At 47.2% G+C, this 23,210-nt stretch carries 18 protein-coding genes; 12 read left to right on the top strand and 6 right to left on the bottom strand.

The features are described 5' to 3' along the window. The first annotated feature begins 41 nt into the window (after positions 1 to 41). Positions 42 to 1,445, top strand: coding sequence for a class II fumarate hydratase (gene fumC / locus KNP62_RS04010; protein WP_214783466.1), 1,404 nt, complete (start codon positions 42 to 44; stop codon positions 1,443 to 1,445). 168 nt (positions 1,446 to 1,613) lie between these two features. Continuing rightward, the gene (locus KNP62_RS04005; RefSeq protein WP_214783463.1) at positions 1,614 to 3,107 is read left to right on the top strand and encodes a GGDEF domain-containing protein; all 1,494 of its coding nucleotides are present in this window, start codon (positions 1,614 to 1,616) and stop codon (positions 3,105 to 3,107) included. 18 nt (positions 3,108 to 3,125) lie between these two features. Here KNP62_RS04005 and KNP62_RS04000 read toward each other — a convergent pair whose 3' ends face one another. Further along, on the bottom strand, positions 3,126 to 3,611 hold the full coding sequence (locus tag KNP62_RS04000) for a dihydrofolate reductase (protein WP_214783460.1): 486 nt from the start codon (positions 3,609 to 3,611) through the stop codon (positions 3,126 to 3,128). Further along, positions 3,608 to 4,402 carry a thymidylate synthase gene (locus KNP62_RS03995; RefSeq protein WP_214783457.1) on the bottom strand — a complete coding sequence of 265 codons (795 nt, stop codon included), beginning with the start codon at positions 4,400 to 4,402 and terminating at the stop codon, positions 3,608 to 3,610. Before KNP62_RS03995 ends, KNP62_RS04000 begins: the two co-directional genes overlap by 4 nt. Before the next feature lie 172 nt (positions 4,403 to 4,574). Here KNP62_RS03995 and KNP62_RS03990 point away from each other — a divergent pair, with 172 nt between their 5' ends. From KNP62_RS03990 to KNP62_RS03980, 3 genes are all read left to right on the top strand, one after another. Further along, complete coding sequence (locus tag KNP62_RS03990) at positions 4,575 to 5,099, top strand: type 1 glutamine amidotransferase domain-containing protein (RefSeq protein ID WP_026826070.1); 525 nt, start codon at positions 4,575 to 4,577, stop codon at positions 5,097 to 5,099. A 26-nt stretch (positions 5,100 to 5,125) separates the two neighbouring features. Next, positions 5,126 to 5,860, top strand: a complete 735-nt coding sequence (locus KNP62_RS03985) for a Bax inhibitor-1/YccA family protein (RefSeq protein WP_214783454.1) — start codon at positions 5,126 to 5,128, stop codon at positions 5,858 to 5,860. A gap of 78 nt (positions 5,861 to 5,938) precedes the next feature. After that, complete coding sequence (locus tag KNP62_RS03980; RefSeq protein WP_214783450.1) at positions 5,939 to 7,048, top strand: NAD(P)/FAD-dependent oxidoreductase; 1,110 nt, start codon at positions 5,939 to 5,941, stop codon at positions 7,046 to 7,048. Positions 7,049 to 7,084: 36 nt separating this feature from the next. Here the strand turns inward: KNP62_RS03980 and KNP62_RS03975 are convergent, their stop codons facing one another. Then, positions 7,085 to 7,648: a TetR/AcrR family transcriptional regulator gene (locus KNP62_RS03975; RefSeq protein WP_214783447.1), complete on the bottom strand. Its 564-nt coding sequence runs from the start codon at positions 7,646 to 7,648 to the stop codon at positions 7,085 to 7,087. Between the two features lie 121 nt (positions 7,649 to 7,769). Between KNP62_RS03975 and KNP62_RS03970 the strand changes: the two genes are divergently transcribed. The 6 genes from KNP62_RS03970 (at position 7,770) to KNP62_RS03945 (ending at position 17,326) form a co-directional block, all read left to right on the top strand. Next, the gene (locus KNP62_RS03970; RefSeq protein ID WP_214783444.1) at positions 7,770 to 8,642 is read left to right on the top strand and encodes an ABC transporter ATP-binding protein; all 873 of its coding nucleotides are present in this window, start codon (positions 7,770 to 7,772) and stop codon (positions 8,640 to 8,642) included. Next, the gene (locus KNP62_RS03965; RefSeq protein WP_214783441.1) at positions 8,643 to 9,437 is read left to right on the top strand and encodes an ABC transporter permease subunit; all 795 of its coding nucleotides are present in this window, start codon (positions 8,643 to 8,645) and stop codon (positions 9,435 to 9,437) included. Between the two features lie 65 nt (positions 9,438 to 9,502). Beyond that, positions 9,503 to 10,315 carry an aldo/keto reductase gene (locus KNP62_RS03960; RefSeq protein ID WP_083600150.1) on the top strand — a complete coding sequence of 271 codons (813 nt, stop codon included), beginning with the start codon at positions 9,503 to 9,505 and terminating at the stop codon, positions 10,313 to 10,315. Positions 10,316 to 10,431: 116 nt separating this feature from the next. Further along, on the top strand, positions 10,432 to 11,184 hold the full coding sequence (locus KNP62_RS03955; RefSeq protein WP_214761809.1) for a tryptophan-rich sensory protein: 753 nt from the start codon (positions 10,432 to 10,434) through the stop codon (positions 11,182 to 11,184). 254 nt (positions 11,185 to 11,438) lie between these two features. Beyond that, positions 11,439 to 15,878, top strand: a complete 4,440-nt coding sequence (gene gltB / locus KNP62_RS03950; RefSeq protein WP_214783438.1) for a glutamate synthase large subunit — start codon at positions 11,439 to 11,441, stop codon at positions 15,876 to 15,878. After that, entirely contained in the window at positions 15,875 to 17,326 is a 1,452-nt protein-coding gene (locus KNP62_RS03945; protein ID WP_214783435.1) for a glutamate synthase subunit beta, read from the top strand. The genes gltB and KNP62_RS03945 overlap by 4 nt, the downstream gene beginning before the upstream one ends. 138 nt (positions 17,327 to 17,464) lie before the next feature. Here the strand turns inward: KNP62_RS03945 and KNP62_RS03940 are convergent, their stop codons facing one another. The 3 genes from KNP62_RS03940 to KNP62_RS03930 form a co-directional block, all read right to left on the bottom strand. Further along, the gene (locus tag KNP62_RS03940; RefSeq protein WP_214783432.1) at positions 17,465 to 18,784 is read right to left on the bottom strand and encodes a Na+/H+ antiporter family protein; all 1,320 of its coding nucleotides are present in this window, start codon (positions 18,782 to 18,784) and stop codon (positions 17,465 to 17,467) included. A gap of 143 nt (positions 18,785 to 18,927) precedes the next feature. Next, complete coding sequence (locus tag KNP62_RS03935; RefSeq protein ID WP_214783428.1) at positions 18,928 to 19,641, bottom strand: YebC/PmpR family DNA-binding transcriptional regulator; 714 nt, start codon at positions 19,639 to 19,641, stop codon at positions 18,928 to 18,930. Positions 19,642 to 19,721: 80 nt separating this feature from the next. Further along, positions 19,722 to 20,168 carry a MarR family winged helix-turn-helix transcriptional regulator gene (locus KNP62_RS03930; protein WP_031423822.1) on the bottom strand — a complete coding sequence of 149 codons (447 nt, stop codon included), beginning with the start codon at positions 20,166 to 20,168 and terminating at the stop codon, positions 19,722 to 19,724. A gap of 389 nt (positions 20,169 to 20,557) precedes the next feature. Here KNP62_RS03930 and adhE point away from each other — a divergent pair, with 389 nt between their 5' ends. Beyond that, positions 20,558 to 23,149 carry a bifunctional acetaldehyde-CoA/alcohol dehydrogenase gene (gene adhE / locus KNP62_RS03925; RefSeq protein WP_214783425.1) on the top strand — a complete coding sequence of 864 codons (2,592 nt, stop codon included), beginning with the start codon at positions 20,558 to 20,560 and terminating at the stop codon, positions 23,147 to 23,149. Positions 23,150 to 23,210: the final 61 nt, after the last annotated feature.

The following is a 23,210-nucleotide window of genomic DNA, read 5'->3' as shown; positions in this document are numbered from 1 at the left end:
CTAAAATGAAAGCGTAGTCAACTATAGAGGGGGAATTTAGCATGAAGGATTATCGAATCGAACGGGACACGATGGGGGAAATCAAAGTCCCGGCTGATGCAAAATGGGGAGCACAAACGCAACGTAGTCTTGAGAACTTTAAAATCGGTGCAGAAAAGATGCCGCTTGAGATTATACGTGCCTTCGCAATCTTGAAAAAAGGGGCGGCTCTCGCCAACGCTGAACTTGGAGTACTGGAAGAAGAGAAAGCTGAAATCATTGCGGAAGTAGCCGATGAGATTTTAGAAGGAAAGTACGACGATGAATTTCCACTCGTCGTCTGGCAAACGGGATCGGGTACCCAATCAAACATGAACGTCAACGAAGTGATCGCGAACATTGCGAATATCAAATTGCATGCGCGTGAGCAATCGATTTGGATTCATCCGAATGATGATGTCAACAAATCGCAGAGCTCGAATGACACGTATCCGACAGCGATGCACATTGCGGCCATCCTTTCCGTGCAAGATGACGTCTTGCCGGCAATCGATGCCCTTTACCAAACTCTTTCGCAAAAAGCGGAAGCGTATATGGATATCGTCAAAATCGGACGCACACATCTTCAAGATGCGACACCGGTCACGCTCGGTCAGGAAATCAGCGGCTGGGTGCGGATGCTCGAACTCTCAAAACAAATGATTGAGCGGACGATTGAACCATTGACAGAGCTTGCTCTCGGTGGAACAGCTGTCGGTACCGGAATCAACGCCCATCCTGAATTTGGGGAAGTCGTGGCGAAAAAGATTTCTGAAGAGACAGGTAAACCGTTTGTCACGGCCGTAAACAAATTCCACGCGCTTACGAGTCACGACCAACTCGTCTTTACACATGGTGCTTTAAAAGCGTTAGCGATGGATGCAATGAAGATTGCGAACGATGTGCGGTGGTTGGCATCGGGTCCACGTGCGGGGATTGGCGAAATTACGATTCCTGAAAATGAGCCAGGAAGTTCAATCATGCCAGGGAAAGTTAACCCGACACAAAGTGAAGCGCTCACGATGGTTGCCGCTCAAGTCCTTGGTAACGACGCGACGATTGGTTTCGGGGCGAGCCAAGGGAACTTTGAACTAAACGTCTTCAAACCGGTCATCATGTATAACTTCTTGCAGACTTGTCGTCTCTTGACGGACAGCCTGCACTCATTCAACGATCACTGTGCGGTCGGGATTGAGCCGAATCAAGATGTGATTTCTCGAAACGTGGAACAATCGCTCATGCTCGTCACAGCGCTCAATCCACATATCGGATATGAGAATGCTGCGAAAATCGCAAAACTGGCACACAAAAACGGTACTTCTTTAAAAGATGCGGCATTAGAAACGGGATTATTGACAGAAGCGCAATTTGATCAATGGATTCGTCCTGAAGAGATGACGTCACCGAACCTAAAAGTGAAAAAATAACATAAAGCGGTCGCAAGACCGCTTTTTCTATGTCTATTTTAGGACGTAAGCACTAAGGATATGTAAAACAATAGAAAATAAATAAGGAAATAGTTGTATTTTATCTGTAGAAGTCGCATAATCGATACATAAGAGAATTCGGGGAGTACGAACATAGGGGGGACGAAGATGGAGCAAGGTCAACTCACTGAGCGTATACATATGATTTTAAAAAAGATATCAGAGTCTAGACAAATTCCAAAATCCGATATCGAGTTTCTACTTGATTGGGTGAAGAAAGAGGTTAGACAGCGACGCTTTATGCATCTGTTAGAAATATTTAGTCGTGTTGAGTCTGATGCGAAGGAGTTGCCTAGCGTCCTTACCCAAGCAGAGGCAATGACCTTGATCTCACCGGTGAAACGATACATCCATACCGTTCTAGGAATCGAACAAGAAGATGAGGACCTCGTTTTGATTCTTTCTGCGAGTTTTTCGACATTTAGTCGGTATAAATCGCGTGTTGAGAAGCTTGGAGCACGTCCTGTATTCTTGCAAACACTCGAAGAAGCGGTCGAATATGACTATGAGGACGTCCCAAAAGCCATCATCATGGACGTTGAACTATGGCCACAGTTTAAAGAACGTGACATCCAATCGTTTGTGAGCAAGATGAGAAAACTTTACGTCCCGCTCATCGTCATCGGAACGAATGAGCATTATCGTCTCGCTGCCTATTCCTATGGATTCGATGACTATTGGGAATCATGGGTACCGATGGAGGAGCGGTTAGTCCGTCTTGGTCTACATATTGAAAAGTCTCGTTTAGTTTCAAAGGCATTACTTGTCGATGAACTGACGGGTGCGTTCAACCGAAAATATTTAAAAGCGACGTTTTCTCGCTTCATCTCAAGGTTAGAGCGCTCTGGTGAGAGCTTTGCCGTTGCGCTACTTGATATCGACCATTTCAAACAGTTGAACGATACGTTCGGTCACTCTTATGGGGATGACGTTCTTCATCGGGTCTCGGAAGAAATCCGACACGCGATTCGATCGAGTGATGAACTCATCCGTTATGGAGGAGAAGAGTTCTTAATTCTCTTGAACGTATCTGACCGAGCGATTGTCGAATCGGTGTTAGAGCGCGTCCGTACCCGGATTGAAGAGATGGAATTCCCGTACGAGCATCAAGTGACCGTATCAATCGGATATACCCGTGTCTGTCAGACAGGATATACGCTTGGGGAATGGTGTGCATACGCAGATGAGGCGCTCTATAAGGCGAAACGTGATGGTCGAAATCGCGTCGTCCGATACACGTCAGCGGTTCGTGAGGAAAAGCGGATTGCTTATGTGACGATGTCCGAGAACACGTACACTTCGCTTGCAAACCGCTTGCCCAAAGAGCATCGTCGCTATGAGGTCGTGTATCGTCCATACGAAGCGTATTCTTGTAACGACAACATCGAAATGTTCGTCTTAGACGATACCCGAGTCCATGAAGCGAGAGGAACGCTCTCTGCTGTGAAAGAACAGCGTGGAAAATATAGTCACATCCTCGCGGTTTCAAAGCGTACAGCCTCCGAACTAGAAGCGATTTATGACGACTACGCTGATGACAATCAAGATGAAGAAGTCATCACGAAAAAAATTGAACAGTGGTTAGAAAAACTGCCTGACTAAAAAAACAGACATCGACGATTAATCGATGTCTGTTTTTTCATATTGTATGAACGAAAAGGCGTATGCATGTTTTTCGTCTTGCGGGTGATCCGTCTGATTTTTGCGCGTCCATGAACCGATCCGTTTAGGGTAAAATGTATCTGCTTCGAACGTAGCTTTTACTTCCGTGGCATAGATTCGGTTCGTCATCGGCATCGTTTGTTCGTATAACGTCGCACCACCGATTACGAACCATTCTTCATCTTGACTTTCTTCGACGAGACGTTCTAAATCATGCCACACTTCAATGTGATCTGCTTTAAAAGTAGAATCGGACGTCACGACGATATTCCGTCGGTTCGGTAACGCCTTCCCAATCGATTCAAACGTTTTTCTTCCCATGACGACGGTGCCACCAGACGTGACAGATTTGAAGTGTTTCAAATCATCCGGCAATCGCCACAATAAATCATTGTCTTTCCCGATTTCCCGATTGAGTCCGTACGCGACCACATGCGAAATCATACGCTCACTTCTCCTTTAATATGTGGATGTGGATCATATCCGAGAATCTCAAAGTCCTCAAAACGGAATGATTCAATTGAAGGTACGTCACGGACAATCTTGAGTTGTGGTAACGGACGCGGGTCACGCGACAGTTGAAGTTCCACTTGCTCGAGATGGTTATGATAAATATGAGCATCTCCGAGGGTATGGACGAAATCGCCAACTTCTAGGCCGGTCACATGAGCGACCATATGTGTCAAAAGTGCATACGATGCGATGTTAAATGGAACACCTAAAAATGTGTCGGCGCTTCGTTGATACAACTGGCAAGAGAGCTTCCCATCAGCGACATAGAATTGGAAAAGTAAATGACACGGCGGAAGGGCCATCTCATCGAGCTGCCCAGGATTCCATGCGGAGACGATCAACCGTCTTGAATCAGGATTCGTTTTGATTTGTTCAATCACTTGAACCAGTTGATCGACGGACGATCCGTCTGGACGTGGGAATGAGCGCCACTGTGAGCCGTACACCGGGCCGAGGTTTCCTTCTTCATCTGCCCATTCGTTCCAAATCCGCACTCCATTCTCTTGTAGATAACGAATGTTCGTCTCCCCCGAGATGAACCAAAGAAGTTCATGGATAATCGAACGAGTATGTAACTTTTTCGTCGTGATGAGGGGGAAGCCTTCTTGTAAATTGAATCGCATTTGATAGCCGAAAACGCTGGTCGTCCCTGTGCCGGTACGGTCTTCTTTCACTACTCCATTTTCGAGGATATGTCGACATAAATCATGATATTGCTTCATAAGGTGATAAACCTCCTTCTCAATCTCCATTGACTAAAGGTATCATAACATAACACAAGATATAGTATCTAGGAGCGTATTCCATCCATATAATGAAAAAACAACCTTGATTCTTCGTTTTCGCGAACCTCTGTTTCGGGTATAATGGGGAATGAACAAAAGGAGGGATTTGATGAAACTACAAGGAAAGAAAGTCCTTCAACTTGTCAGTAATGACTTCGAGGATTTAGAGCTTTGGTACCCTGTACACCGTCTTCGTGAAGAAGGAGCGCATGTCATTTTAGCCGGGGAAAAGGCAGACCATGCCTACATCGGGAAGTATGGTGTGCCAGCGAAGTCGGACGTATCATTCGATGATGTGGATATCACATCGTTTGATGCGATTCTCGTACCAGGTGGCTGGTCGCCTGACTTGTTGCGCCGTTTTGATTCGGTGAAAGGCTTCGTCCGTTATATGGATGAACAAAAACGACCAATCGGTCAAATTTGCCATGCTGGATGGGTCTTGATTTCAGCGAATATTTTGGACGGGGTAAACGTCACGAGTACACCAGGAATTAAGGATGACATGGAAAACGCAGGTGCCATTTGGCATGACGAACCTGTTGTCGTCGATGGACATATCGTCTCAAGTCGTCGACCACCCGATTTACCAGACTACATGCGTGCGTTTATCGACGTGTTCGCAAAACAGTAATTGAACCATAAAGGAGCTATACAACGTTGAACTTAAAATCGAATCCACTACTTCGTAAATCAATGCAGTCTACAGCTTACAGTGCTGAGCCGATGACGAAAGCAGGAACATGGTCAAAAGTGTTCACCTTGCTTCTTCTCGTCACAGCGGCAGCCGGAACGACTTGGTTCGTCGTTCCTACAATCGGGGAAGGGCTTCTGTTCCCGCTCATGATCGGGTCACTCATCCTCGGTTTCATCTTTGCATTACTCATCACATTCAAGCCGAATACGGCACCAGTCGTTGCACCGCTATACGGAATTATCGAGGGTGTCTTCGTCGGTTCAATCTCATACTTCTTTGAAGCGATGGTCCCTGGTATTGTCGGTCGTGCCGTCATGACGACGTTCGTCGTTGCTTTTGCGATGTGGTTCGTCTATACGACAGGTCTTGTCAAAGTGACGCAAAAATTCAGAGCAGGGGTCATGGCTGCGATGTTTACGGTCATGTTATTGTACCTTGTCCAACTCGTCATGAGCCTATTCGGTTCAGGATTGGCGTTTATGACAGGTTCAAGCCCACTTGCCATCGGTGTTCAATTTGTCATTGTCATCGTCGCTTCGCTCGCACTCGTCTTAGACTTTGATTTCATCGCACGTCAAGTCGAAGAGCGGGCACCAAAACAATTGGAATGGGTTGCGGCGTTTGGTTTAATCGTCACGCTCGTCTGGTTGTATATTGAATTGCTAGACTTACTGTATCGTCTAGCGATGAGAGAATAACAATCAATCATCGATCCTTTGGGTCGATGATTTTTTCACGAAAGGATGTGTCCATCTGTCTGAAAGGACAGGTACATGATGAAAAAAATTGTGATTATTGGGTCGGGTATCGTTGGTGTCTCCACAGCCTATCATTTAGCAGGAAAAGCTGACGTGACGGTCATCGACCGTAAGGAAGAAGGACGGGCGACCGATGCGGCAGCGGGAATTGTCTGTCCTTGGATTGCCCAGCGGCGTAACAAAGCATGGTACGCACTCGCTAAAGGTGGTGCGCACTATTATCCGTATGTCGTGAACGAGTTGGAAGCTGAAGGCGAGACGGACACAGGATACAAATGTGTCGGGACACTTGCCCTCCATGAAGAGTCCAAACTTGATCAAATGATGGAGCGGACGATGGTTCGTCGCGAAGAAGCACAAGAGATCGGTGACTTAGAACGATTGACAGCAGAAGAGGCACAACGTCTTTTCCCTCCACTATCAGATGAATATGATGCGCTTCTAGTCAAAGGTGGCGCACGTGTGGATGGTGGGAAATTCCGTGCAGCACTTGAACGAGTCGCTATGAAACGTGGTGTGAAATTTGTATACGGTTCGGCACGGTTGACCGATGGGGACGCGATTGGCGTCGAGTGTGATGAGGTGTTTTATGAAGCGGATGAAATCATCCTTGCGACTGGAGCGTGGCTCCCGGAGCTGTTACAACCTCTCGGATATACGGTTCGTGTCGACGGAGAAAAGGCGCAACTCGTTCACGTCCAGTTAAAAGATACCGATGCCTCGGATTGGCCTGTCGTCATGCCACCAAGGCGACGTTATCTACTTGGATTTGAAGACGGGAAGGTCGTCATCGGCTCGACTCACGAGAAGGGTAAAGCGTTCGATGTTCGCCCGACTGCGATCGGTGTCCACGAAGTGCTGACGAAAGGGCTTGAATCAGCACCAGGACTTGCGGAAGCAGAACTCATCGAGACGAAAGTCGGTTTCCGTCCGGTCACACCGAACTCCATTCCTATACTCGGGAGAGTACCGGGTGCGAATCAATTGCTTGTGGCGAACGGACTAGGGTCATCCGGTTTGACGGTCGGTCCGTTCATCGGAAAAGTGTTAAGTGATCTCGTCCTGACAGGTGAATGTGAAGTGGACCTTTCACTCTATCCGATTGAAGACTTTATATTCAAAGCATAAGAAAAGGTGGCTGTCTCTTTATAGACAGTCACCTTTTTAGCGTTTGATGATCCCGTTCAAAAAGAAATGAAAATAGTCTTCCATCGTCTCTTTCATGTCCCCGATTGAAAAATGCGGGTCGGACAGGATGGCCTGTTGCATCAATTGAACATAGCGTAAGTAGGAAGTGGTCGATAATGTGGCATCGATCGTCCCTTTTTGTTTCCCGTATTCAATCAAACGGGCGAAAGATGCATAACCACGAGACGCCAACTGCTCCCAGTTCGGATCTTGTTGAATCATCGTAGTGATGGTCTCATCAAAAAGAACAGCCGTTTTGATTTTTCGTTTCAAAATATCGACGAGTAACGTCTCAAACGGAGCGTTCGACTTAATTTGTTCATCAATCCAACTCATTTGTTCTTCCGTCATCTGCTGCAACACTTCAATGATGACTTGTTCTTTCGAGCCGAAGTAATTGTAGATCGAGACGGGAGAGACATGAGCTTGCTTCGCGAGTTCACTTACGGTAAACCGAGATTGTTTTTCTGTCATCAAGTCATATGCGGCACGTAAGATGGCCTGTCTTTTTTCCTCGGTGCGTTTTGCGAATCCATCCATAGGTCGGAGCACTCCTTTCTATAGTTTTGTAATAAATATACCATTTCCATTTCAAAAAAGAACGTGATATACTAGTTTTGTAATCATATTAATCTTATATTTCAAAAAAGGAGGGCTTGTGATGATTCGGATTGAACGATTGACAAAACGATTCGATGCAACCCACGGTATTTTTGATGTGTCACTCGATGTGTTACCCGGTACGATTTTTGGATTCATCGGACCGAACGGTGCTGGGAAATCGACGACGATTCGTCATCTAATGGGTCTGTTGAAACCGAGCGAAGGGAAGGCGACCATTAACGGGTTCGACTGCTGGAGCGAAACCGAGCAGGTCAAACGAAATGTCGGTTATTTACCTGGGGAAATCAATTATCCACAACATATGACCGGAGAAGAAATCATTCGGTTGACGCGTCATTTGCATAAAACGGATTCTGCACGAGAGCTGCGACTTCGCGAACGATTCGCATTCGATGAGTCGACGAAAGTTCGGAAGATGTCTAAAGGGATGAAACAAAAGCTCGCCATCATCACGTGCTTCATGAAAGAGGCACCCGTCTATATTTTGGATGAGCCTACGAGCGGACTCGACCCGCTCATGCAAGAACGTTTGATTGATTGGCTAATCGAAGAAAAAGAAGCAGGTAAGGCGATTCTGATGAGCTCTCACCATTTTCCTGAGATGGAACGGACGTGTGATCGAGCCGCGTTGATTAAAGACGGGCGCATCATTATTGAGGAAGATATGGAAGAGCTTAGACAGCACAGTGTGAAACGATATCAGATTGAGTTTTCTTCTGAGGCAGAGGCAATCCGATTCACCGAAACGACTGGAACGCGAGATGGAATACACGTAGAAGTCGCCATCACGTCGCCAGAAGACTTGAACAACTTGATTCGAACGCTTGCCGACTATGAGATTCGTTCATTGGAGAGTGGCGCTGACGAACTCGAACACTTGTTTATGCAGTATTACGGGGAGGCGACATAAATGTTAATACGCTCAATGTTTAAACAGAATCGCAGTTGGATTCTCGGTTATTCGGTCGGGACAAGCGTCTATCTCTTCTTTTTGGCCGCTATATTCCCATCCATTCAGGAAACGGGACTGATTGAGGCGAAATTAGAGTCACTACCACCTGAGTTACTCGAAGTGTTTCAAATTGATGCGACGATGGCGATGGATAATCTGCTCAATTTATTGTCGAGTAACTACTATGGATTGATTTTTTATGTACTTACCGTGTTGTTTGCGTTGACGTTCGCCTCGAAACTTCTTGCCAAACCGGTCGATTCAGGTGAAATCATGCTGTATATGGCAGCTCCGATTTCTCGTGTCACATATGTATGGTCTACGTTCGTCATCCTGATCATTGCAGTTGGCTTGTTTGTCGGGTTGAATGGCTTCAGTCTCATGGCGGCAGATGTATTATTCGATTTACAAATCGACTATGCGGTTTTATGGATGCTTCAATTGAACGGAGCGCTCATGCTTCTCGTATTAGGGGTCGTTGCCTATATGCTGGCCAGTCTGTTTGATGACAGTAGTAAATCTTATATGGTGACTGGCGGAATCTTCACGTTCTTCTTGATGGTGAATATTATCAACGGAGTAAGCGAGCAGTTCGAATGGTTAGGGAACATCTCTTTCTTTTCTCTCTTCGATGCTCCGGCCATCATGCGTGAAGAGTTCGGTGGTGTTCACTTTATTTGGTTAATCGGCTTGTTAATCGTGTTTTCAGCACTCTCATTCTTCCGCTTTACCCGAAAAGATTTAACGATTTAGTTTTCCGAAATAAATTGTCGGGTATGATACAATCAGCTCGTTAGAAAGAAAAGGGGATGAATGAAATGTTATATGCTACGTTACGAAACAAAGTAGAGATTCCGATGATTGGGTTTGGGGTATGGCAAGTCGACAATGAGACAGAGGCACCAGCTGCTGTCGTCGAGGCACTCAAGACTGGCTATCGCCATATCGACACGGCTGCCATTTATAAAAATGAAGAAGGCGTCGCAAAAGGGATTAAAATCTCTGGAATCGACCGTTCAGACCTATTCATCACATCGAAAATTTGGAATGATGATATTCGTGAAGGGAAGACGAAAGAAGCGTTTGAAGACTCATTAAAACGCCTAGAGACAGACTATTTAGACCTTTGTCTGCTTCACTGGCCTGTTGATGGTTTCGTCGATGCTTGGAAGGACCTGATCGAACTATACGAAGCTGGAAAGATTAAAGCAATCGGTGTTTCCAACTTCAAAGAACATCATCTTGAGACGTTAAAAGAAGAAGGACTGATGGCACCACTCATCAACCAAGTAGAACTTCATCCACAACTTCCACAACCGGATTTGTTGGACTATTGCCAGGATGAAGGCATTCAAATTGAGGCGTGGAGTCCACTTATGCAAGGGAAGTTCTTAGAGATCGATGCCTTCTCGGAGATTGCGGAGAAGCATGGAAAAACGCCTGCACAAGTTGTGCTTCGTTGGCACCTCGAGTCAGGTCATGTCGCATTGCCGAAGTCGGTGACACCGCACCGAATTCGTGAAAACTTCGACGTATTCGATTTTTCACTCGACGCGGACGATTTAGCAAAAATCGACCAGGTGGCGACAGGTGAACGTCTTGGACCAGATCCGGACGAAATCGACTTTTAATGACTTGGGGCTCGCATTTGCGAGCCCCTTTCTACGTGTAGAGTCACATGGATGCGGGTAATGATTATTATGTTGCTAAAAGGAGGTGTTTGATCTTCATTCAGAAGATCGTGCTTATGGACTTATCAAAATGGCCAATTGTCAACTGGGTCGCTTTTCTAGCGACCGTCGTCATCAATTATTTTGCAAGCGGTGATAATGCCGCGGTTTCAGACCGGATTGACATCTACTTTAAACCCGCGGGTTACGCCTTCTCCATTTGGGGCGTCATCTATGTCGCATTACTTGTCTGGTTAGTCTTACAATTGAAAAAAGGGACGACGGCGAATCGACAGGCCGAACGTATGAAAGCAGGATTCCTGATTTCATGTGTGTTGAACGGATTGTGGCTTCTCGCATTTACGAATGAGTGGTTCGTACTCTCGCTCGTAATCATGGTGTCATTCTTAGCGTCTCTATGCTGGCTATACTATATTGCATTCCGCACATCTACAAGTTGGCTCGATCGTTTCCCGTTCTCAATCTATATCGGTTGGGTGTCGGTCGCAACGATTGTCAATACGTTCGTCGTGATGAAGACAGAACAGATCACTTCTTTATTAGGTCTTGATGAACTTGCATGGACATCGCTCATGCTGATGGTCGGTGTTGTATTAGCCCTACTCTTTATGTGGTGGCATCACGATTTCATCTATCCACTCGTATTCGTCTGGGCCTATATCGGTATTTTCGCAAGAATCGAAGAGGGGACACTGTATGTCGTCATCGTCAGTGCGCTCGCACTGCTCGCGATTGGATATATCGGTCTGATCTTGTGGAAGCGTCCGAAATCGTTTCTACATCATCCACGTAAAACAGTAGAACATTAAGTTAGAAAAGGATATCTTAATAGATATCCTTTTTCGAGTTCTTGAGAACCTATAAATAAATAATATTCATGGATATTTATTCTTTATCTAACATAACTAAAACAGCAAAACCTATTGATATCAGTCGTGTATACGCTTTCAATGATAACAAATTCAATTCCTATTATGCAAAAACACATACAGTCCCCTTGATTTTTCAGAATATTTAGAACAGAATGTTAATTACGAAACTGTGAGTGAAAGGGGTCGATGATATGAGTCGAGTTGGACTGTATGACTCAAGATTTGAGAAAGACGCGTGCGGGATTGGATTATACGTCAATTTAAACGGACTAAAAAAACATGAGATTGTCCGTAAATCACTCTCGATGCTGTGTAAATTAGAGCACCGAGGAGGGCAAGGTGTCATCGATGCCGGTGATGGTGCGGGTATTATGACCGAAATCCCACATGAACTTTTCACGCAAACGATGAACCTTCCGTCACCTGGTCGTTACGCTGTCGGAATGGTTTTTTTTCAGCCATCAGACGATCGGCTAAAGGAAAAAATAAATTTGATGGAACGCATGGCAGATGAATTAGACTGTTCGACCATCGAGTGGCGAGAAGTACCCGTGGACGCAACGCAAATCGGGGAACATGCACGCGTGACGCAACCGGTCATTTATCAGTGGTTCATCTCTTGTCCGTTTCTCGATGAAGATGCGAATGAACGTGTGTTCTATGAACTCCGACGAAAGATTGAAAAAGTTGAATCGCTAAACTTATATATTGCGAGCCTGTCGACGAGAACGATTGTATATAAAGGAATGCTGACGCCAGTTCAAATTGATGCCTTTTATTTGGACTTGCAATCACCGCATTATAAGAGCACGTTCGGAATCGTTCACTCTCGCTTCTCAACAAATACGTTTCCTTCGTGGGAACGTGCACACCCAAACCGGATGATTGTCCATAATGGAGAAATCAACACGTTACGAGGCAATATCGATGCGATGCGAGCGCGCGAAGGAGTCACATCGACCGATTTGTTTGAGGATGTGAATCATTTGTTCCCAGTTCTCCAAGAGGACGGGAGTGACTCGTCGATGCTCGATAATGCCTTCGAGTTCTTCACACGCACCGGTCGATCGATTGCGCATACGGCGATGATGTTGATTCCCGAACCGTTTATTGAAGGCAAGATGGAACCGTTCAAACGTGACTTCTACCAATATCACTCATCCATCATGGAGCCGTGGGATGGTCCAACGGGCGTCGTATTTACCGATGGGCGACAGATCGGTGCAATTTTAGATCGTAACGGGTTACGCCCGATGCGTTACGTCGAAACATTAGACGGAGAATTAATCCTGTCATCAGAGACAGGAGTCATCCCTGTCGATGCCGAGAACGTCAAATCAAAACAGCGCCTACGACCTGGACAATTGCTCTTAATCGACTTGATTGAGAAACGTTTGATTCCCGATCAGGAAATCAAGGAGACGATTGCAAAATCGGAGCCGTATCATAAATGGCTCAAACAAATGATGAAAATGGAAGATAGAGGTGTTCAGGAACAAGACGTCTCAGAACTCGATCGTGTGCAACGCGCGTTCGGGTATACAAAAGAGGATATCGAACAGTATATGATTCCATTGATCAACGACGAGAAAGATCCGATTGGGTCGATGGGGCATGATCAACCAATCGCAGTTCTCTCTACCCGTCCTCGGTCGCTCTTCCATTACTTTAAACAACATTTCGCGCAAGTGACGAACCCGCCAATTGATGCCTTACGGGAGAAAATTGTCACAGCGACGTTCACTTGGATTGGTCCGCAAGGTGATCCGGTCCATACCGGACGTGGTCATGCGAAACGTGTGTGGCTGGATCATCCAATCATCGATGGTTCGACACTCGATCAAATTAGTGAGCGACTCAAACTCGCACGCGTTGATACGACGTTCACAAATGATTTAGAGGCGGCGCTTGAAGCCCTTTTGCAACACGTCAGCGAAATTGTACGAAATGGTGCGAACGTCATTGTCCTATCTGACCGTTATATGTCACGTGATCGGGCTGCGATGCCGGCGCTCCTCGTGCTCAGTGCCGTTCACCAACATTTGATTCGTGAGAACTTGAGATCGAATTGTAGCGTGATTTGTGAAAGTGGTGAAGTGCGAGAAGTGCATCAGGCTGCGACTTTGATCGGTTATGGAGCCGATGCGGTATACCCTTACGTTGCCTATGCGACGATTCAACGCTTGGTCGAACATGAACAAATCACTCATTCGTTTGAAGCGGCAATTCGTTCCTATCAAAAAGCTGTCGTTGAAGGCATCGTCAAAATCATGTCGAAAATGGGAATCTCGACGATTCAAAGTTATCGTGGGGCTCAAATCTTCGAAGCGGTCGGATTAGACCGTGATTTGATTGAAACACATTTCCGAGGAACGACGTCTCAGCTGTCAGGAATCGGATTCGTTGAATTAGAAGACGAGGCAAAAACACTCCACAAAGACGCATATGAGACGAACCGCCCGCTCGAAGCGGGAAGTGACTTCCAATGGCGTGCAGACGGAGAGGAGCATGCGTTCAATCCGAAGACGATTCACTTGTTGCAACGCGCCTGCCGTGAGAATGAGCGAAAATATTACGATGCCTACGTGAAGTTGCATGAGTCGTCGGGACAATTTATCCGTCAGTTGTTCGCGTTTAAGGAACAACGTCCGGTGGCGATTGATGAGGTGGAACCGATCACGTCGATCGTACGCCGCTTTAAAACGGGAGCGATGTCGTTCGGATCCTTGTCAAAAGAAGCACACGAGACACTCGCCATCGCGATGAACCAAATCGGTGCGAAAAGTAACTCAGGTGAAGGTGGGGAAGACCGTGCCCGCTTTGTCCCGGATGAATTCGGGAACGAGCGCATCAGCCGCATCAAACAAGTGGCGAGTGGCCGCTTCGGCGTGACGGCGGAATATCTATATCATGCCGATGAGATTCAAATCAAGATGGCACAAGGGGCAAAACCAGGGGAAGGTGGACAACTTCCAGGGAACAAAGTGTATCCATGGGTCGCCGAAGTCCGGGGATCGGTTCCTGGCGTCGGACTCATCTCGCCGCCTCCGCATCACGATATTTATTCGATCGAGGATTTGGCACAACTTATTTTTGACTTAAAACATGTGAACCCGAACGCGAAAATCAGTGTCAAACTCGTTTCAAAATCAGGGGTTGGGACGATTGCAGCAGGCGTGGCGAAAGCGAATGCGGATACGATTGTCATTAGCGGATACGACGGTGGGACCGGTGCTTCTCCGAAAACATCAATTAAGCATACAGGTCTTCCGTGGGAACTCGGTCTCCTAGAGACACATCAAACGCTCGCATTGAACGGACTCCGGGGAAGAGTCACGCTCGAGACGGACGGGAAGCTTATGACGGGTCGCGATATCGTCATGGCAGCCATCTTCGGTGCAGAAGAGTTTGCGTTTGCGACAGCACCGCTCGTCGTTCTAGGATGTATCATGATGCGTGCTTGTCACTTAGATACCTGTCCGGTCGGTGTGGCGACACAAGACCCGGTACTTCGTCAGAAATTTATGGGGAAACCAGAGCATGTCGTCAACTTGATGACGTTCTTGGCTGAAGAAGTGCGGGAAATCTTGGCGTCACTCGGTGTGACATCACTCGACGAAGTGGTCGGTCGAACGGATCTACTCGAAGAAAGCGTATGGAAGGCGAATCATCCGAAAGCGCGACGTCTAGATTTGTCTCCAATGATTTCGATGCCGACACCGTTGCCGGAACGAGAAGAACTCACTCATCCGGCATACCGTTCATACGATCATCGTAAGCTCATCCCGGCTGTATCACGTTCCATCACTTCTGGCCAACCGACGTTCTTCGTAGGTCGCATTCGAAACACCGATCGAGCGGTCGGAACACAGTTAGGTTTTGAAGTGACGAAAGTTCATGGTCAGGTCGGTTTACCGGACGATACGATTTCGCTTCGCCTTAGTGGATCTGCCGGACAAAGTCTGGGGGCATTTTTACCGAACGGGATCACTATCTCTGTCATTGGCGATGCGAACGATTATATCGGTAAAGGATTGAGCGGAGGGAAACTGGCATTGATTGCTGAAAAGCATGCACCGTTTGATGAAAGTGAACAAATGATTGCCGGTAACGTCTGCTTGTACGGAGCGACGAGCGGTCAGGCGTTCTTCAACGGACATGTCGGTGAACGGTTCGCCGTTCGTAACTCTGGTGCGACGGCAGTCGTCGAAGGAGTCGGGGATCACGGGTGTGAATATATGACCGGTGGAACTGTACTTGTACTCGGACAGATTGGACGAAATTTTGCGGCCGGAATGTCCGGTGGTACAGCTTATATTTACGGAGCGCAAGCCTATGAACAACTCGTCAATGAGGAGCTTGTTTCCGTCGTACGGGAGTTGGACGATGAAGATATCGAACAAATTTATGCGCTTCTTGAAGCGCACCAATTCCACACAGATAGCGTCAAAGCACGGACGATTTTAGAGTCATTTGAACAAGTACGTTCACAGTTTGTGAAAGTCGTTCCGAGAGACTATGCGAACGTCTTAGACGTGATGCGTCAAATTGAGGCAAATCGTCCCGAATTGAGTGAGGCCGACCGAGCACTTGAATTGTTCCGTATCGTGACAGAAGGAGGTACCGTATGAAACATAACTTTTTGAACATCGCGCGAACGACACTGCCAGAACGTCACGTCGAAGAGCGGGTGAGAGATTATGACGAATATGCGACGAGAATGGATGACGAATCGGTCCAGCAACAAGCCGCGCGTTGTATGGACTGCGGCACACCGTTCTGTCATGTCGGTGATTTGATTGGTCAGGAGACGATTGGATGCCCGATTCACAACTATATTCCCGAATGGAACAAACTTGTCACGAAAGCAGACTGGATGGGTGCGTACCATCGATTGATGGAGACGAACAACTTCCCGGAGTTCACGGGAAGGGTTTGTCCGGCACCGTGTGAAGGATCGTGTACACTCGGGATCAGTGAAGATCCGGTTGCCATTAAGTCTATCGAGCGAACAATCATCGACCGGGCATTTGAAGAAGGATGGGTGAAGCCGAGACCGGTTCATCGAAGAACCGGGATGACGGTCGCCATCATCGGAAGTGGCCCTGCTGGTCTAGCCGCCGCTGATCAATTAAATCAATTGGGTCATTCGGTCACCATCATCGAGAAGTCGGATGAAGCGGGAGGACTGCTCATGTATGGAATCCCGAACATGAAACTCGATAAAGATGTCGTCAGACGTCGCATTCGGTTACTCGAACAAGAGGGGATTGTCATCCGAACGAACGTCGAGGTTGGTACGGATGTAACGGTCGAATCACTTCGGAACGAATACGATGCGGTCATCTTGGCGACCGGAGCTCAAAAACAGCGCACGCTCGGGATTGACGGAGATGATGCCGCTGGCGTTGAAATGGCGATGGATTATTTGACGGCATCTATGCATGAACGTAAAGGGGCTCCCCTTGCCTCTGGTTATGACGCCAAGGACAAAGATGTCATCGTCATTGGAGGAGGAGATACAGGAGCGGACTGCGTGGCGACGGCAATCCGTCAAGGTGCAAAATCAGTCGTTCAATTTGGGAAGCACCCGTCAAAAGGGTTGCTCCGTGCACCAGAGAAACCTTGGCCACTTCAACCTGACACGCTTACGACCGATTATGCGTATGCGGAATCACTCGCGGTCTATGAGAAAGACCCGAGAACATATTTGATTCGCTCCAACCAAATCGTCACGAAAGAAGGACGTGTCACAGGGATTGAAACGGAACGGATGACGAAAGTCGTCAACCCGGATGGTCAAGCGACTTTCTTCGTAGAGGAAGATTCGATGGAGACGTACCCGGCGGACCTCATCCTCGTCGCCATTGGATTTGAACGACCAGAGCACGAGTTGCGGAAAATCGGCGTCGAGAAGACGAAAGATTTCCATACGGAAACGGATAACGTCTTTGTCGCTGGGGATGCGAAGCGGGGGCAAAGCCTGATTGTATGGGCAATTCGAGAAGGACGAGAGGTGGCAGAAGTGGTCGATGCGTATCTCGATACTTGCAAGACCGTTTTAAAAACCTCATCATAAAAAGGAGCGACAACTGTCGCTCCTTATCTTTTGTTTAGGAGGAGTTTTATGTTCACCGAAATCCTCATGTATACGGGAATCTGGTTTATTCTCATCCTGATTTTATTAGGAACCATTTATTCACGACGGAAAAAATGATCAAAGCACCATCGCGGCAATCACCCCGAAGATGATGAGTGGAATGTTGTAGTGTAAGAACGTTGGCCAAACCGTTTCACGAAGGTGATCGTGTTGACCGTCAGCGTTCAATCCACTCGTAGGTCCGAGGGTCGAGTCACTCGCAGGACTCCCGGCGTCACCAAGAGCACCTGCAGTCCCGATGATGGCAATCGTCGCCTCGACAGAGAAGCCATACTGTACACAAAGCGGTACGAAGATGGCCGCAATGATTGGAACAGTTGAGAAGCTCGAGCCGATGCCAAGTGTAATGACGAGTCCGACAAGTAACATGACAAGAGCTGCAATCATTTTAGAATCACCCATCAAATCGCTCGCACCGTTGACGAGCGGATCGATGGCACCTGTTTCACGAATAACGGCTGCGAATCCACTAGCGGCAATCATGACGAAACCGATGAATGCCATCATGCGCATCCCGCTCGTGAAGATGTCATCGGCCTCTGACCAAGGGATGAGGCGGAAAATCGAGAGTAAGATTAGTCCTGTCACCGCTGAAGCAATCATCGACTCCGTCTGCAATTGGACGATGAGGACGATAAGAACGACGACAAGTGTCATGATCATCTTGAAACCACTCATTTGACGAACTTCATAGTCAGACGGTCCGAGTGCAATCGTTTCGTACGTTCGTGGTTTCCGGTAGTGAATGAACGCGGCAATCAATCCAACGACCATCCCTAATGCCGGGATTCCCATAATCGAGATGATATTGACATCTCCGACAGTTAAGCCGTTCGCTTCAACGTTTGCAATCAAAATCTCGTTCAAGTAAATGCCACCGAACCCGACTGGTAGCAACATATACGGTGTCACGAGACCGAACGTCAAGATGGTTGCGACGAGGCGGCGATCTAACTTCAACTCATTGAATAAGACGATTAACGGCGGAATCACGATCGGGATAAAGGCGATGTGAATCGGGAGTACGTTTTGTGAGCTGATGGACAACAATAAGAGAAGCGACAATAAGAACGCTTTGACGTACATCACGCGCTTGCCTGACACGTCACGACCTGACATCGCAATTAACTTTTCAGCTAAGACGTCTGGTAGACCCGTCTTCGACAATCCGACGGCGAATGCTCCGAGAAGCGCATAGCTAAGGGCGATGCTCGCTCCGCCGCCAAGACCGTCGCTGAAAGCGGTCAACGTATCGTTAAATCCGAGCCCTCCAACAAGCCCTCCGACAAGCGCAGCTAATATTAAGGACAATACAATGTGCACACGACTGATGGCGAGTGCAAATAAGACGATGACTGCAAGTAATACTGCGTTCATATCCATCCAACACCTTTCACAATTTCTTTCTCTTGGTATCACTTTAATATGATAAAGACTTTTTGAAATTTAACATATGATGTGACCCTTGTCAAATCGATTATGAAAAAAAGCGATAACTCGTGAAAGTTATCGCTTACGTGTTACAGATCGACGTTGTGATACACTTGGCGAACATCTTCCAAGTCTTCGAGCACATCGATTAATTTTTCAAACTGTTCTTTCGAATCGTCATCGAGCGACACTTCGTTTTGTGGAAGCATCGTCAGCTCGGCGACGGCGAACTCTTCAACCCCGGCAGACTTGAATGCAGTCTGAACGGCATGGAACGCTTCTGGCTCGGCATAGACGATGACCGTCTCATCTTCTTCGATGACGTCACGAACGTCTAGGTCGTGTTCCATCATGAGTTCAAGGACATCGTCTGCCGACATTTGATTGACACCGATGACGGCTGTCGCATCAAACATGTAGGCGACCGAACCGCTGACACCCATGTTTCCTCCGTTTTTACCGAAAGCGGCACGTACTTCAGATGCTGTACGGTTTACGTTGTTCGTCAACGTATCGACGATGACCATCGCACCGTTCGGTCCAAATCCTTCATAACGTAGCTCATCGAAGTTTTCCTCGTCGCCACCTTTTGCTTTATCGATGGCGCGATCGATAATCGCACGGGGCACGTTATACGTTTTCGCACGCTCCACAACGAATTTTAATGACTGGTTCAACTCAGGATCAGGTTCCCCTTGACGGGCGGCCACATAAATCTCGCGACCGAACTTCGCATAGACGCGACTCGTGTTCGCGTCTTTCGACGCCTTCTTCTCTTTAATGTTGTTCCATTTACGACCCATTACATGTCATCTCTCTTTCCATTTGTACGTAGATTCATTACAGATTATATAAGAAGTTGCGTGAATTGACGAGAAAAGTTTTACTCGTCGCCCTTATCCATCTTCTCAACAATCTCGGTGAGCGTCTTCAAACTGTCAATGAGGCGGTCGGTTTCATCCTCGTTTAAAAAGGCGAGACGCTCCTCAAAAAGCCTCCGGAACGAGTCTCTCCGTTCGAGTAGAATACGCTCACCTTTCTCTGTCAACTGGTTCCAAATGACACGGCGGTCCCGTTCATCCGGTACGCGTGTAATATATCCTTCATTTAACAGTTTCGTGATGAGCGGGGTAACATTGGGCGGCGCGATGGAGAGTGTTTCACTAATTCGTCCATTTGTGACAGCCCCCTCGTCCTCAATCAACATCAACAGATGGAAATGAGAGAAGTTCAAGTTCGGAATTTGTGGGAAATCAGATCGACGTAGCAGTTTACGACGAATTAAAGGGATCAGTTTGACGAACTGGTCCGCAGCATCTTGTTTCGGCATAGTAGATTCACTTCCTAGTTAGGTTCTATTTTCATTATACACGAGTTAGGTGCAGTTGAACCTAAAAACGGGTTGATGTGATGATTGATACATCATCATAGAAAAAGAACCGACACAATTAATGTAAGCGTTTACATTAAACTATTTATTCGTTTTCATGAAAACGAATTCGATTTTACTGAGGACACAGTTAAAAATCAAGGGCTATCAACAAATGACAAAAAAATATTGTGAAAGAGTTCACATTGTTGTCACCCACAAACTCTGAAAAACATTGTATTCTATGAATGTGAAGGAAAGCACAATCTCTTGAAAGCAGTCATCACATTGTGTCTTCCATCAAGTCAATATGTTCATTAAAAGCTCTCAATTATGAGGAGGAACCTAACATGGCAGTCAAAGAGAAAGCAAAAGTGGAAACTACGGCAGAACAAATGGTGGATACGCTCGTAGCGGGTGCACACGCCGCACTCGATACGTTGATGACGTTCGACCAAGAGAAAATCGATCAGATCGTACAAGCGATGGCGCTCGCTGGACTTGAGCAACACGTCGCACTTGCGAAATTAGCACATACAGAAACAGGTCGCGGTGTCTTTGAAGACAAGATGATCAAAAATATCTTCGCGACAGAATATATTTACAACTCACTCCGTGGAGAGAAAACGGTTGGCGTCCTTGAAGATGACGTTCAAAACGGAATCACATACATCGCAGAACCAGTTGGTGTCGTCGCTGGGGTCACACCGGTCACAAACCCTACATCGACAACGATGTTCAAAGCGATCATCGCGATCAAGACACGTAACCCAATCATCTTCGCGTTCCACCCATCCGCTCAACAGTGTTCAAGTGAAGCGGCACGTGTCCTTCGTGACGCAGCGGTAGCGGCAGGAGCTCCTGAAAAATTGATTCAATGGGTTGAAGTCCCGTCACTCGACGCAACAAAAGCACTTATGAACCACCCAGGTGTGGCGATGGTTCTTGCGACTGGTGGGGCAGCAATGGTCAAATCGGCTTATTCGACTGGTAAACCAGCACTCGGTGTCGGACCTGGTAACGTCCCGGCTTACATCGATAAGACTGCGAAAGTGAAACGTGCCATCTCGGACGTCATCCTTTCAAAAACGTTCGACAACGGTATGATTTGTGCGTCTGAACAAGCAATCATCGTCGACCAAGAAGTTTACGAAGAAGTGAAGGCAGAAATGACGGCACTCGGTTGCTACTTCTGTTCACCTGAAGAAAAAGCGAAACTCGAAACACTCGTCATTCGCACGGACACATGTGCGGTCAACCCAGAAATCGTAGGGAAGCCAGCAGCATGGATCGCTGAAAAAGCAGGTCTCAACGTACCGGCTGATACAAAAATCTTGATCGCTGAACTCGAAACGGTCGGCGCGACTGAACTTCTTTCTCATGAGAAGTTGAGCCCGGTTCTCGGCGCTTATAAAGTTCAATCACGTGAAGAAGGATTCGCCATCGCTGAAAAAATGCTCGAAATCGGTGGTCTCGGTCACACAGCGGTCATCCACTCAACAGATGACGATGCGATCCTCGACTTCGGTCTTCGCATGAAAGCTTGCCGCATCATTGTCAACTCACCTTCAGCACACGGTGGAATCGGTGACCTTTATAACGAAATGACACCATCCCTCACGCTCGGCTGTGGGTCATACGGTAAAAACTCCGTCTCAGAAAACGTGACGGCGAAACATCTACTCAACGTGAAAAAGGTGGCGAGACGTCGCGTGAATATGCAATGGTTCAAAGTACCTGAAAAAATCTACTTCGAGAAAAACTCGGTGCAATACCTTCAATCACTCACAACGAAAAAACGGGCGATGATCGTCACGGATGAAATGATGGTCAAACTCGGATTTGCTGACAAAGTCATTAAAAACTTGCCTGCAGGTGTTGAGTACCGCATCTTTGACCAAGTCGAACCAGACCCATCTGTCGAAACGGTCATGAACGGTGCCGAAGCGATGCGTCACTTCCAACCAGACATGATTATCGCACTCGGTGGTGGATCACCGATGGATGCTGCGAAAGGAATGTGGCTCTTCTACGAACGTCCAGAAGAGAAGTTCTCAAACCTTCGTCAGAAATTCATGGATATTCGCAAACGGACGTACAAGTTCCCGACGCTCGGTAACAAATCAATGTTTATCGCCATCCCGACAACTTCTGGTACAGGTTCTGAAGTGACACCGTTCACCGTCATCACAGACAAAAAACGTAACGTGAAATATCCGATTGCCGACTATGCGATCACACCAGACGTTGCCATCGTCGACCCTGAGTTCGTCATGACCGTGCCAGCATCGATTACGGCTGACACAGGAATGGACGTCATGACGCACGCGATCGAAGCATATGTTTCAGTCATGGCGAATGATTACACGGACGGCCTTTGCCTCCGCGCCATCAAGATGATTTTCGACTACCTACCAAAAGCGTATGAAAACGGTAGCGATGCGGAAGCACGTCAGAAAGTGCACAACGCTTCAACGATGGCTGGTATGGCGTTCGCGAACGCGTTCCTTGGAATCAACCACTCGATCGCTCACAAAATCGGTGGGGAGTTCCACGTACCACACGGTCGTACGAACGCAATCCTTATGCCACACGTCATCCGTTACAACGCGACACGCCCATCAAAACTTGCGGCGTTCCCGAAATATGAGTCATTCATCGCTGACGAGCGTTACGCAGAAATCGCACGTTACCTCGGCCTCCCAGCAAGTACGACAGCAGAAGGTGTGGAGTCACTCGTCCAAGCGATCATCGAGCTCGGTCAACGTTTGAACATCAAACTCTCGTTCAAAGCACAAGGCATCAAGAAAGCAGAACTCGATGCGAAAATTGACAAAATGGCAGTCGACGCATTCGAAGACCAATGTACGACGGCAAACCCGAAAATGCCGCTCGTTGAAGAGTTGAAAGAAATTATGTACGCAGCATACGAAGGCGTATAAGAAATCAAATCAATCAAGGTGCCCGTTCGAGAGAGCGGGCACTTTTTTTGAGTAGATAAAA

It is taken from the genome of Exiguobacterium sp. s183 (assembly GCF_018617655.1).
Lineage (GTDB): Bacteria > Bacillota > Bacilli > Exiguobacteriales > Exiguobacteriaceae > Exiguobacterium > Exiguobacterium aestuarii_A.
Note: the sequence above shows the minus strand (reverse complement) of the source record. Positions and strands in the feature narration are given on the sequence as shown.